Source organism: Natronobacterium haloterrestre (assembly GCF_900112205.1).
Classification (GTDB): Archaea; Halobacteriota; Halobacteria; order Halobacteriales; family Natrialbaceae; genus Natronobacterium; species Natronobacterium haloterrestre.
The window spans coordinates 1-12,480 of record NZ_FOKW01000008.1 but is presented as its reverse complement, the minus strand read 5'-3'; the positions used below and the strand labels follow the sequence as shown (position 1 = coordinate 12,480).

The window sequence follows — 12,480 nt, the reverse complement described above, 5'->3', positions numbered from 1 at the left end:
TTGGACATACGTTTTCCCTATAAGAGTGTAGGACTCGCGGAGGTGATCGATAGGGTGAGTAGATATAACCGAAAGTGATGAGTTAAGGTTATTTTGATACCGAAATATATTAACGATTGAGCGTAGCCAACCGTAGCAATGAGACAGACCCTCGAGGACGATGCCGACGGGGTGTGCGAACGGATCGTAACAGCGGTTGCCACGCTCGAGGACGCGGACCCCGCCGAGTTACCGCCGCTGTTCGACGCGGTCGATCCCGACGCGCTGACGGCCGTCTTTTCGACGACCGAGTCCGGGACGACCCGGACGGGACGGGTCGAGTTTCCCTACGCGGGCTATCGGATCACCGTCGAGTTCGACGACGAACCGGTCGTGACCGTCGAGCGCGAATAGTAGAGAGGTTGGGGCCCGGCCACTGTCGATCGCTCCGATTACGAAGCCTACGGGGGAACGGATTCTACCAGTTCAGGGGTTGACGTCCGGACGCTGGAACGTCGTCTCGTCCTGCGTCGGATCGTCGGTCGCCGTTTCGATTTCGGAGATGGCGGGAATGTCCGTGCGCTCGAGTTCGCCGTCCCGCCTGAAGTAGTAGGTGTCGGCACAACCGGCGATCAGCTCCGACAGCGGCCGCTCCTCCTCGTGAACGACGGTTACGAGGTCGCCCGTCACGCCGATCAGGACGGCGTCCTCGGGTTTGTAGAGGGCGTCTCGTAACTGATCGGCCGTCACGTTCTCGGGTAGGCGTACCCGGACGCCGTCGACGGTCGCCCATCGCGTTTCCATGGTCAGGTCTTGGCTTCGGCCCCCCTATACCGTTGGGCCCGCAGCTACAGGCCGCTTCTCCGTTACCCCGTTCGATCCGGTCCCAGAGGCGGTGGAGGGCGTGGTCGCGCGGTCGGACGACGTTAGGCGGCCCGGCCCGGAAACGCTTAGGGTGATCGCGCACGGAGCGCGAACGTGAGCCAAAATCGCGTCGTTCAGGGACGTATGGTTACGGCCGAAAAACTCGCGGAACTCGTCGAGGGTGACTCCGTCATGGAGGCCGAATCGATCGAGGAAGCCGACAGGGATTGCCCAGACTGCGGCGGCGACGTCCTGAAAGTCGGCTACATGCCCTCTGTCACCGAGTTCGTCACCGGCTGGAAGTGCCAGGACTGTGACTGGAGCGAGACCGACCGGGACTGACCGGGACTGACGCCGGCGGCGTCACCAGACGAGCCACTCGAGTCCCACGACTACGACGGCCAGGAACACGTGTTCGCCGTCGACGATGAACCCGTAGTACAGCACGGTCCGATCCGGGTGAGCGAAGGGAATGTAGCCGGCGACGTAGCCGTTCATCGCGAGCAAAGCGAGAAACTCGAGCGACAGCGACGTGCCGACGACGATGGCGACGACGGCGGCCGCGATCGCGACGTTGGCGAGTTGCGCGTACCGCCTGGTCGCGGCCGTCCCGAGGCGGTTGGGCACCGTCGCGATCCCTTCCTCGCGGTCGCCCTCGATGTCCTTGACGTCGAAGATCACCGCGGCGACGGTGATCATCGCGGTCACGTATCCCGTGATCACGAGAATCTCCAGGGTCCAGAGCTGGCCGTAGTAGTAGCCGACCCCGAGGGGGATCACGCCCCAGGCGAAGCCGACGAAGAGGTTCTTCACCAGGAAGACCTGCTTGATTCCGCCGACGGAGTACAGGAGCGCGACGGCAAGCGGCAGGAGGAGGTAGACTGCTCCCGGCAGTCCCAGGACCACTGCGACGGCGATGGCGGCGACGTACAGCCCGATGCCGAGTGCGAGCAGGTACCGGCCGTAGCGTTTGGTGAACGACGCCCGGTCGGGAACGTTCTCCTCGTCCTCCTCGAGGTCGGTGAACCGGTTGACGGTGTAGACGAACAGCGTCGCCGCGAAGACGATAAACAGCGGCAACGGCTCGAGCGGGAGGTCGGCGAGGATGACCGTCGTAACGACGACGCTCATCGTCGCCAGCGAGATGAAGAGGTTACTGTGGACGAGTCCGCGGAGTGCGCGCTCGAGGGAGGCGATCAACCGCCGCGTTCGGTGCGTGACAGTCGGATGGGTCACCGGTCGTTGTCCTGGCGTGTGACGTGGTCGGCGTGGCTGGCGCGGACCGTGGCCGATCGACGTGTGGAGCCGCGGCCCTCCGGAACCGTCGTCTCGTGAGCGGCGTCGAACGTGCGCCGCGGCGGTCGACGGTCCGTCGTCCGTGTGACGTGCTATGGACTCCCTCGAGTCAAACGCTTCGGTCGCGGGAACAGTGGACGGTAGATCGTCCGCCGAGACGTCCCCCTCGAGGCCCGGATGCTACTCCGTCCCGAGCGGAAACTGGCAGGATTTAAGCAAGGCCGGAACGGCCGTTCGAATGGATATGAGACTACACGAATATCAGGCGAAGGAGGTCTTCGCCGACGCCGGCATCCCGACGCCGGCATCACAACTCGCCTCCGACGTCGACGGGGTCGTTGACGCGGCCGACGAGATCGGGTATCCAGTCGCAGTCAAGGCGCAGGTACACGTCGGTGGCCGCGGCAAGGCCGGCGGGATCAAACTCGTCGAGAACAGCGAGGAAGCCCGCGAGGCGGCCGATTCGATTCTGGGGATGGATCTCAAGGGCTACCACGTGGACCAGGTCCTCGTCGAGGAGGCCGTCGACTTCACGAACGAACTCTACGTCGGGATCACGATGGACCGCGGCGAGGGCAAGCCCGTCGCGATGGTCTCGACCAAAGGCGGGGTCAACATCGAGGAAGTCGCCGAGGAGGACCCCGACGCGATCGCGCGCGAGCACATCGACCCCTCCTTCGGCATGCACCCCTACCAGGCCCGCAAGGCCGTCTACGACGCGGGCGTCGACAGGGCGGTCGCCCGCGACGTCTCGAGCATCCTGAAGACGCTGTACGACCTCTGGGAAAGCAAGGACGGCTCCGACGTCGAGATCAACCCGCTGATGATCACCGACGACGACGAGGTCATCGCGGCCGACGCCGTGATGAACGTCGACGAGGACGCCCTCTTCCGACACCCCGACCTCGAGGAGATGGAAGAGGAAGCCGCGGGCGGTGACGAACTCGAGCGGAAGGCAGACGAGTACGACTTCGACTACGTCCGTCTCTCGGGTAACGTCGGCATCATCGGCAACGGCGCGGGCCTCGTCATGACGACGCTCGACCTCGTCGACCACTACGGCGGCGAACCCGCCAACTTCCTGGACGTCGGCGGCGGCGCGAAAGCCGAGCGCATCGCCAACGCCCTGGATATGGTCTTCTCCGACGAGAACGTCGACGCCGTCGTCTTCAACATCTTCGGCGGCATCACCCGCGGCGACGAGGTCGCCCGCGGTATCAACGAGGCGCTCGAGGCGTTCGACGAGATTCCCAAACCGGTCGTCGTCCGACTGGCGGGCACCAACTGGGAGGAAGGTATGGAAATTCTGAACGAGGACCTCGTGACGGTCGAACAGACCCTCGAGGACGCGGTCGAGCGTACCGTCGAGTACGCCGAGGAGGTGAACGAACAATGAGCGTTCTAGTCGACGACGACACGCGCGTCGTGGTACAGGGTATTACCGGCGGGGAAGGCAAGTTCCACGCCGAACAGATGATGGAGTACGGGACCAACGTCGTGGCCGGTGCGGTCCCCGGCAAGGGCGGCCAGGAGGCCGCCGGCGTCCCCGTTTACGACACGGTCCACGAGGCCGTCGAGGAAGAGAACGCCGACACGTCGGTCATCTTCGTCCCGCCGGCGTTCGCGGGCGACGCCATCTTCGAGGCGCTGGATACGGACCTCGATCTGGCCGTCGCGATTACGGAGGGCATCCCGACCCAGGACATGGCCAAGGTCAACAAGCGCCTCTCCGAGACCGACACGCGACTCGTCGGCCCGAACTGTCCCGGCCTCATCACGCCCGGCGAGGCGAAACTGGGCATCCTCCCCGGTAACATCTTCGCCGAGGGGAACGTCGGCCTCGTCTCCCGCTCCGGGACGCTGACCTACCAGGTCGTCGACAACCTCACCGAGCGCGGCCTCGGCCAGAGCACCGCCATCGGCATCGGCGGCGACCCGATCATCGGGACGAACTTCATCGACGCGCTCGAGCTGTTCGAGAACGACCTCGAGACCGATGCGATCGTCATGTGCGGCGAAATCGGCGGCGAGGACGAAGAACAGGCCGCCGCGTACATCGACGAACACGTCGACACGCCCGTCGCCGGGTTCATCGCCGGTCGCACCGCCCCGCCGGGCAAGCGCATGGGCCACGCCGGCGCCATCGTCTCCGGTTCCGGCACCGGCACCGCCGAGAGCAAGATCTCGGCGCTGAACGACGCGGGCGTCCCCGTCGGCGACACTCCGGAGGAAGTCGCCGACCACATCGAAGAGTTCCTGGCCTGATTCGGCGCCGCCGATAGCGCCCGATCCTCGATCCCCGATCCCGTCCGCGGTTTCGGTTTTCGACTCGATTTCCGTTCTCCGCTCGAGTGCTACCCTCTCGAGTCCGCTCGAGACTCCCCGGTGTCGGTCGGCGAAAGGGGCCGAAAACCCTTCAAACCGCTTATCCGAATGCACGGCTATGTACGACGCGATCTTCGCGCCGACAGACGGTTCCGAGCGATCGGAAGTCGCCCTCGAGCACGCGATCGACCTCGCGACGCAGTACGACGCGACGTTGCACACCCAGTACGTCGTCGAGTCGTCGCCGGCGTTCGGCAACAACATAGACAGCGAAACCGAGGAGGAAATCTACGGATCGCTGTTCGACGCCGGCGACCGGGCCGTCGCCGCCGTCGCCGACCGGGCGAAGACGGCCGACCTCGAGGTCGAAACGTCAGTCGTCCGCGGCGTCCCCCACGAAACGATCCTCGAGTACGTCGACGAGAACGACGTCGATCTCGTGGTCATGGCGACCTCGGGGCGGACCGGCTCCTCCCGGGAGTTGATCGGGAGCGTCGCGGAACGGGTCGTCCGGTCCTCGCCGGTGCCGGTCGTTACGGTCAACGTGGACGAAGACGACAGCGCCTGATCGTGCCACGAGCCGTGGCTCCGAGTGGCCTCTAACGGGTCGTACTGGCGCCACGTTCCTGGCCGATTCCGGCAGTACTCCTATCCGGCCGTCCGTCGGAAATCGAACCACGATGTCCGTCCATCTCGAGTGCGATCAGTGCGGAGCAACTCACACCATCCCGGACCGCCCGATGCGTTCGGGCGCGGATACGGGCGGGACCGGCTGTCCGGAGTGTGGTGCGGGATCGTACACGGTACGCCGAACGGGGCTCGGGTGGCACCCGAGCGATCCGTGAGCGCGTCGTCCGGGGAACTCAGAACGGGTTGAGTTTCGATAGCAATCGGCGGAAGAGTCCGGGGGTGGCTGAATCGGGATCGGGATCAGGGTCAGGGCCGGCGTCGGAATCAGTTGCGCCAGTTGCGTGGTCCCCATCTTCCCTCTCACCCCCGCCGTTCGTCCCGGAGGATTCGTCAGGAGCCTCGACGCTTGCGTCGGTCACGGGGCTCTCGCTTTCGTTCTCTCCCTCACTCTCCTCCGGTTCCGCGCTCGGGGTTTCGTCTCCGGTATCCTCGAGCGGTTCCGCCCGCTCCTCGGCGGTGTCCTCGAGATCGGAGTCGCTCGAGGCTGGCTCGTTCGCTGCCGTCCCCTCGTCGCCGTCGGCGGTTCCGTCGGCGCTTCCGTTGCCGTTGCCGTTGCCGTCGCCGTCGCCGTCGCTTTCGACCGGCGTCGGTTCGGCTTCCGTATCCGTCGCCGTCTCGACGTTTGCCTCCCAGTCGAGTTTCGCCTCCGACTCGCCGTCGGTCTCGTCGTCGCCCTCGCTCGCGGTGTCGACCCAGAGGAACTCCTGGCCCTCGGTTCGGCCCGTCAACAGGAGGTCCTCGAGTTCCCCTTCGTCCGCGAGGATGTCGTCGTCCGCTTCGGTCTCCAGTGCTGGCTCCGGTTCCGGTTCCGGTTCGTCGGCGCTCGCGATGATATCGTCCGGCGTCTCGCCCTCCAGCAACCCGTCGGTATCGGCGTCGTCCCCGACCGTATCCTTGAGTTCGCCGAAGACCGATGCGGCGGTCCGGTCTTCGACCTCGTCGTCGGCGTCGTCGGCATCGTCATCGCCCCCGTCGCCGTCCGTTCCGCCCCCGGAACGATCCTCGATCGACGGATCGCCGAGGGACTCGTCCGCGATGCCGCCGAACAGTTCGTCGGCGCTCGAGGCGAACTCGATCCCACCACCGCCCACGCCACCGGGCTTCCCCGCGTCGTCCTCGATTGTGCCGTCGGTCATAGGTCGATTTCGTTGAAATACATTTTCACAGCTATTTAACTTTTGGAATTTTTGCACGGCCGGCGTGCGAGAGTAGATACATATTAGCGTGTCGGCCGTTTTCGACAGTGCCGCTGATACGGGTGGACACACGTTCAAATTTTTCGAACGCTCTCGAAAATCGGCAACAAGAAGAGAAACGACAAGCTGTTCGTGGGACTCCGGAGTCGTCCGACGGCGGGTTCTATACCTCCGATTCCTGGTTGTAGGGTGTCGTTTCGGTCCGCTTGCAGGCAAGAGGGGAGGGTGATTCCGGACCTGCCGTCTCGAGTCGACCGGTGACTCGTACGGCCTTCGTAATTTATCGTAATATCGAACCAACGTGACGAACAACCACTCGACTTCATTTTGGGCCGGAGATACCATCTCGAGCGTGTTCCGTCGGAGTACGTAGGCGATAGGAGAGGAGAGGGACCGAACGAGAAACGGAATTCAACGGAAACTATAACCATGACAGAAGACGGGCCAAATGGAGACGACGCGCCTGGAGAATCGACAATCGATCGCAGAAAGGTACTGAAAGGAATCGGGGCAGCCGGCGCTGTCGGCCTGCTTGGCACGGCACCAGCCGGCGCACAGAACACGGTCACGGCCGAATTCTGCGGTGAGTTCGAAGGAGGCGCACAGATCGGGCAGTGCATCGATTGTGTCATAACGGAATGCCCGGGAGAGCTAATCATCCCCGTCGGTACGCCCAACGTACCTGGGAACCCTCGTTGTTTTACCCCAGAACAGATTCCGGACGGCGCCGACTTCATAACGCTCAAAGCGGGACAAAACTGTTACATCGCCCCCGTAAACGGGACCACGACGTTCTGCGTACCAGAGGAGGCGCCGGACATCAGCAACGCAACGTTCTACCAGTGCGGCGAGAACGGCGAAAACGGTGAGAACGGCGAAAACGGTGAGAACGGCGAAAACGGTGAGAACGGCGAAAACGGTGAGAACGGCGAAAACGGTGAGAACGGAGGAGATGGTGAAGGAGTCACCGATGATGACGATTTAATCGACGAACCGGTCGTAGAGGAGGATCAGATTAATATTGACGTAGACGTCGGCGACCAGACCATCGAATCCGGCGATGCTCGTACAAGCGTCGATCTGAACCAGTCGAACACGAACGTCCAAAACTCGGAGACGGTGAGCGACGCTACCAGTGGTGATGCCTTCGCCTGGAGCCAATCCGAACCGGCAGGCCCATTCGGTCAACAAGACCGAAAGGACGAAAAGCACAAAAAATAAACAAAGATACGAATCGATCTCGGACCCGGTATCCACCGATCGTTCCGACTTTTCTGTCTCGAGCCGCGGACGTTAATCACCGTTCTGTTCTACTGATCCAGCGGAATCGATGGTCATCGCGAGGGGTATGTGCCGAACACTCACCCTCGAGCGGAACCGTGAGAGTAAAACCAACCCGCGGACTCGGTTCACGCGAATGGAAGACCGCGGGTTCGACCTCGAGGGTCGGGTGGCGTCTCTCGAGGGCGACGAGCACAGGCGGGCGCTGTCGCCCGCCGACCGGGTGGCGGAACGCGGCTACTTCGCCCCACCGGCCGGCGGTGACCTTCCGGTACTCGAGTCCGAGGAGACGCTCGTGTTCGGATCGAACAACTACCTGGGGCTGACGGACGACCAGCGGGTCCAGAACGCGGTGCGACAGGCCGCTGCGGCCGTCGGCACCGGGGCCGGCGCGAGCCGCCTCCGAACCGGGGACACCTTGGTTCACCACGACCTCGAGCGACAACTCGCGGAGACGGAAGGGACCGACCGCGTGCTCGCGTTCTCCTCGCGGTATGCCGCCGCGGTCGGAACGATCACGGCCCTCGAGCCGGACGTCGTCTTCGCCGACGAGGCGATCCACGCGAGCCTCGTCGACGGCTGCCGGCTCGCGGGCGCGGAGCGAGTGACGTACGACCACTGCGATCCCGGGAGCCTGGAGGCAGCGCTCGAGCAGCGGGCGCGAGCAGCCGGTTCACCCGAGGCGGACGGGACCGCCGAGAACGCGTGGCTGATCGTCACCAGCACCGTCTTCGGCGTCGACGGCACCGTCGCACCGCTGTCGGCGATCTGTGACCTCGCCGATGAGTTCGGCGCCTGGATCGCGGTCGACGAGACTCACGCCACCGGCCTCTACGCCGGCGGCGGCGGGGTCGTTCAGGCCGAGGGCCTCGAGGATCGGATCCACGTCCAGTTGGGGTCGCTCTCGACCGCGCTGGCCAGCCAGGGCGGGTACGTCGCCGGGAGCGATGCTCTGATCGAGTGTCTGGTACGGGACTGCCGATCGTTCGCCGCCGCGTACGGCCTCGCGCCGACGGCGGCCGCGGCCGCGAGCGAGGCGCTTCACCGCGCGCGCTATGGAAGCGCGCGCGAACGGATCTGGGAAAACGTCGCCCACCTGCGAGATGGCCTCGAGACGCTGGGCGTCGAGGCGCTGGGGGACTCGCAGATCCTCACCGTCCCGGTCGGAGACCGCTCGGACGCGGTCGCGGTCGCCGACGGCATTCGGGAGCGGGACGTCGTCGTTCCGGCGGTCGAGCCGATCCGGGTTCCGGACGCTCAGTGGCGGCTCCGGATCACGCCGATGGCGACCCACGAGCCGGACGACGTGGTCGCCTGCCTGGAGGCGATTCAGGCGGCCGGCGAGGAAGTCGGGGTTCTGTAGCCGGGCCCGTGGTCCCGGTCGGCTCTCGAGGAGTCTCGAGTTCGGTGCCTGAAAGAAGTCAAGCGGACGTCGCCGCCCGATCCTGCTCGAGCACGGCGGACTCGTCGGCCCCGCCCTCGCGGGACGGCAACTTCCCCGCTTCCCGGGACTCGCGGTCGAGCAGCCACGATACGATCTCGGATTTCCGGTGCTCGACCTCGAGGTGCACTCGGAGATCCGTTCGCTGATCGTACCGGTTCGGACAGAGCGGGCATCGCTGCTGGTCGGTCATCTCGCCGTTCACCGTGGCGTAGTGACGACGTTGACCGATGTAAGACTACCGGTGGTAATAATACTGACAGCTCGCCCTAGAGGAAGTCGTTTAGCCCCGACTGATCCTCGTCCTGTTCTGCACTCGGGGCAGTGTCCGGGGATTCGGACGCCGATCCGGTTTCCGTCTCGGCGTCGCTCCCGTCGCTCGAGTCGCTCGAGTCGGCGAGCGTCACCTGGCCGCTCGAGTCGGCGGTTTCCGGTTTCGTTTGCGTCTCGTCGGTGTCGTCGGTTTCGTCCCCGTCCTCGCTTTCGCCCCCGCCGAAGAAGGCGCTGCCGGAGTGCTCGACGGTCGCTTCGGTTCGCATCTCCTCCGCGTCTTCGACGATCGACTGGACCTTGTTGGTGTCTTTCCCGCTGCCGGTGACGAACGAGACTTCGTTCTCGTCGAGTTCGTAGATTGCGGTCATCCGGACCGTCAGATCGCGGTTCTTGCAGTGGTGGGTCATCGCCGAGAGGAACGGCAGGATCTCGCGGCGGGCCGTCGCGACGCTCGTCCCCTCGCGCTCGGCGATTCGTTCGGCGATGGCGTCACGGGTGTTGCGCTTGCCCTTGCTGCTGCCGAGTTTTCGCCAGTAACTCGGCGGCCCGTAGCGGGTCCAGCCGCCCTTGGGTTCGCGGCGGGAGGCGGCGACGCCCGCCGTCATGTTGTCGCTCGCGTACCGCCAGAACGAGTAGTCCTGGGTGGCACGAACGCGGCCGAGCCATCGGTCGGCGTTCGAGAGGAACTCGTAGGCGTCCGCGAGTTCGCCCCCCTCGTAGTCCTTGGGGACGTTGTCCTCGATCCAGTTCAACATCTCGTCGGGTGTCTCGTCGACGTCGTAGGAGGCCTGCAACGCGCCCTGGGCGTCTTCCTCCTTGATCAGCGTATCGAGGAAGTCGAAGATGCCTTCGGTCGTGTCCCGCTCGCTCGTGACGACGTCCTCGACGGTCAGTCGCTCGGCCTCCTCGGCGACCGCCTGGAGGTCGTTGACCGCCGAGCGCAGGTCGCCGCTGGTCGACTCGGCGATCTTCTCGAGGGCCTCCTCCTCGAACTCGACGCCCTCGCGCCGGCAGATGTCCCGCAGGACCGGAACGATCGACCGCTTCGAGACGTCGCGAAACTCGATCGTCTCGCAGGCGTTTCGCAGCGACTGGCTCATGTCGTAGAACTCGTTGGCCACGAGGACGATGGGCTGGTTCGCGTTCTTGACGACCCGCGTGACCTCCCTCGAGCCGCCGTAGTCGGCGTTCCCGTGGAAGTTGTCGGCCTCGTCCAGGACGACGAGTCGGCGGCCCGCACCGCCGCCCGTGAGGGTGCCGCTCTTCGAGGCTTCGCCGGCGATGCGCTCGATGACGTCGGCCTGGCGGTTGTCGCTGGCGTTCAACTCCATGACCGGCCAGCCCATGTCGTTGGCCAGCGCGTGGGCGGCGGAGGTCTTCCCGACGCCGGGGCTGCCGTGGACGATCACCGCGTCCCGGTGCTCGTCCCACGTCTCGGCCCACTCCTTCAGTTGGTCTCGGGCCTTGTTGTTTCCGCGTACCTCCGACAGGGTCGTCGGGCGGTACTTCTCGGTCCAGTCGCTCATTGGGACGTGGTTGGTGCGAGCCGCGTTTAGTGGTTGCGGAGCGTCACTCTTCGCGCTCGCCGACCGCACCGCCGCGTGCTCGTGGGCCCACGCGATTCACCGAGCGCTCGACCGAAAATATATTGTATTTAACTGAAAAGTTCGGATATATGTCCCTGCTGATCACGTCTTTCCTGTGGCTCCTCCTTGCGTTCGGCGTCGGAACTGCCTCGGTTCTCGGCGTCGGTCTCGGCTACAGTTACGGCCGTCTGGCTCGCAACTGGAGCGACGAACGGGCCGTTCGCGGAGCGAACGTCGTGGCGGTCGGTCCGTCAGCGGTCGTCGGAATCGCCGTCTGGGTCGTCGTCGATGCCGGCGCGAGCGTCGGGGACCTACTCCGCGGCGACGGCGTCGGCACCGTGGTCCTCGCTGCCGTCGCCGGCGGGGTCGCCGCAGGGTGTGTCGCGGCGGGAACGGTCGCCGGGATCGTCCGCCAGTACGACCTGCCCGGGATGGACGCTCCGTCTCGCGCCCGAAACCACTATTTCCGGTACGTGTCCGGCCTGTTCGTCGTTACCCTGCTTTTCGCCTCCCTGCTCGAGCCGGCGATCGAGGCCGGGGCGTTCGCACTCGCCGGATTACTGCTGGTGTTTTTCGCGGGCCTCTGGGCGGGTAGTCCCTTCCTCCGAGACCTGACGATCGGGACGCGACCGCCCACCGGCCCCGAGCGGGGCCGTCTCGAGGGCATCCTCGAGGCGGTGGACCTCGAGCCACGACGCGTACGCGTCGTCGAGGCCGGCGATCGGTACGCTGGCGTCGAAGTGCTGGGAGCGCCCGGCGGCCGAACGCTCTTCGTCGGCGAGGGTGCGCTGTCGGGGCTCGCAGACGAGGCCCTGACCGGCGTCGTCGCGGCTCGGCGGGAGCAGGCAGCCCACTGCGAGCGGTTGGTCTCCGCGGCCGTCTTCGTGTGTGCCGCCGTGCCACTGTTGGCGGGCCTGACCGGCGAACTGCAACTGCCCGCCGGAATCGGAGCGACGGCAGTACTGGGTTTCGTCGGGTTCGCCCTCTCCCGACGGCTCCGGTTGCGCGCGGACGCACGTGCTGCCGAGCGGGTCGGGCCGGGAACGCTGGCCGACGCGTTCGAGCGGGTCGCCGACGAGTCGGGGTTCGATCTCGAGACGTCACCGAAACGCGCCTGGTTCGGAACGAACCCGCCGCTGGCCGTACGGATCGAGCGACTCCGGGCGTCCGCGACGATCGGCGGCGACTGATGACTGATCGTCGGACACAATCGTGACGGACGAGGAGAACAATCCGAAACGACGACGAGCGTCAGCGATACAGCGAGAGATAGAGCATGCCGAACCCGACGATGAACGGGACCGTCTCCACGATGTAAAACGGGGTCGAGGGAGAGGGCAGTTGCGAGACGATCGTCGTGAGCCCGACGCCCATGCTGAGGAACGCGAACCCGATGAACGCCGACTCGAGGCGCTTCGAGGGCTGTTTGCGGTAGGACTGGAAACTGATGAGGGCATTGGTCTTTAGCTAAGCCTCAGCGGTCGGTTGGATGGTGGTAGCGAGCTGTTCTTGAAGGATCGGTCGTTGCTTGTGGATCTTCTGAGCGTCT

General features: G+C 65.2%; 13 protein-coding genes and 1 pseudogene. 8 read left to right on the top strand and 6 right to left on the bottom strand.

What is annotated here, in order from left to right; translation table 11 throughout:
* The first annotated feature begins 138 nt into the window (after positions 1-138).
* Positions 139-393, top strand: a complete 255-nt coding sequence (locus BM113_RS15005; protein WP_089788873.1) for a DdfA family disk-determining factor — start codon at positions 139-141, stop codon at positions 391-393.
* Between the two features lie 72 nt (positions 394-465).
* Here the strand turns inward: BM113_RS15005 and BM113_RS15000 are convergent, their stop codons facing one another.
* The gene (locus BM113_RS15000) at positions 466-783 is read right to left on the bottom strand and encodes a hypothetical protein (protein ID WP_089788872.1); all 318 of its coding nucleotides are present in this window, start codon (positions 781-783) and stop codon (positions 466-468) included.
* A 174-nt stretch (positions 784-957) separates the two neighbouring features.
* Between BM113_RS15000 and BM113_RS14995 the strand changes: the two genes are divergently transcribed.
* Positions 958-1,185: a DUF5795 family protein gene (locus BM113_RS14995; protein WP_089788871.1), complete on the top strand. Its 228-nt coding sequence runs from the start codon at positions 958-960 to the stop codon at positions 1,183-1,185.
* A gap of 21 nt (positions 1,186-1,206) precedes the next feature.
* On the opposite strand, the gene BM113_RS14990 is transcribed toward BM113_RS14995, so the two are convergent.
* A complete protein-coding gene (locus BM113_RS14990) occupies positions 1,207-2,079 on the bottom strand; it encodes a UbiA family prenyltransferase (RefSeq protein ID WP_089788870.1) in 873 nt (290 codons plus the stop codon).
* A 304-nt stretch (positions 2,080-2,383) separates the two neighbouring features.
* Between BM113_RS14990 and sucC the strand changes: the two genes are divergently transcribed.
* The 3 genes from sucC to BM113_RS14975 all read left to right on the top strand — a co-directional run bounded on the left by sucC (position 2,384) and on the right by BM113_RS14975 (position 5,032).
* A complete protein-coding gene (gene sucC / locus BM113_RS14985) occupies positions 2,384-3,535 on the top strand; it encodes an ADP-forming succinate--CoA ligase subunit beta (RefSeq protein ID WP_089788869.1) in 1,152 nt (383 codons plus the stop codon).
* Complete coding sequence (gene sucD, locus BM113_RS14980; protein WP_089788868.1) at positions 3,532-4,404, top strand: succinate--CoA ligase subunit alpha; 873 nt, start codon at positions 3,532-3,534, stop codon at positions 4,402-4,404. Before sucC ends, sucD begins: the two co-directional genes overlap by 4 nt.
* Before the next feature lie 178 nt (positions 4,405-4,582).
* A complete protein-coding gene (locus BM113_RS14975) occupies positions 4,583-5,032 on the top strand; it encodes a universal stress protein (protein WP_089788867.1) in 450 nt (149 codons plus the stop codon).
* 295 nt (positions 5,033-5,327) lie between these two features.
* Here the strand turns inward: BM113_RS14975 and BM113_RS14970 are convergent, their stop codons facing one another.
* A complete protein-coding gene (locus BM113_RS14970) occupies positions 5,328-6,290 on the bottom strand; it encodes a hypothetical protein (RefSeq protein WP_089788866.1) in 963 nt (320 codons plus the stop codon).
* A gap of 489 nt (positions 6,291-6,779) precedes the next feature.
* On the opposite strand from BM113_RS14970, the gene BM113_RS21940 reads away from it, so the two are divergent.
* Together BM113_RS21940 and BM113_RS14960 are read left to right on the top strand one after the other, a co-directional pair.
* Positions 6,780-7,571, top strand: coding sequence for a twin-arginine translocation signal domain-containing protein (locus tag BM113_RS21940; protein WP_143095846.1), 792 nt, complete (start codon positions 6,780-6,782; stop codon positions 7,569-7,571).
* 196 nt (positions 7,572-7,767) lie between these two features.
* A complete protein-coding gene (locus BM113_RS14960; RefSeq protein WP_089789073.1) occupies positions 7,768-8,994 on the top strand; it encodes an aminotransferase class I/II-fold pyridoxal phosphate-dependent enzyme in 1,227 nt (408 codons plus the stop codon).
* Positions 8,995-9,052: 58 nt separating this feature from the next.
* Here the strand turns inward: BM113_RS14960 and BM113_RS14955 are convergent, their stop codons facing one another.
* Both BM113_RS14955 and BM113_RS14950 read right to left on the bottom strand, forming a co-directional pair.
* Positions 9,053-9,265: a hypothetical protein gene (locus BM113_RS14955; RefSeq protein WP_089789072.1), complete on the bottom strand. Its 213-nt coding sequence runs from the start codon at positions 9,263-9,265 to the stop codon at positions 9,053-9,055.
* A 76-nt stretch (positions 9,266-9,341) separates the two neighbouring features.
* Positions 9,342-10,871 (bottom strand): replication factor C large subunit, encoded by a 1,530-nt coding sequence (locus BM113_RS14950; protein ID WP_089788864.1) that lies wholly within the window; start codon positions 10,869-10,871, stop codon positions 9,342-9,344.
* Between the two features lie 149 nt (positions 10,872-11,020).
* Here BM113_RS14950 and BM113_RS14945 point away from each other — a divergent pair, with 149 nt between their 5' ends.
* Positions 11,021-12,121, top strand: coding sequence for a M48 family metalloprotease (locus BM113_RS14945; protein ID WP_089788863.1), 1,101 nt, complete (start codon positions 11,021-11,023; stop codon positions 12,119-12,121).
* A 61-nt stretch (positions 12,122-12,182) separates the two neighbouring features.
* Here BM113_RS14945 and BM113_RS14940 read toward each other — a convergent pair.
* Positions 12,183-12,383, bottom strand: a pseudogene (locus BM113_RS14940) (DUF7521 family protein); the annotation flags it as partial.
* Positions 12,384-12,480: the final 97 nt, after the last annotated feature.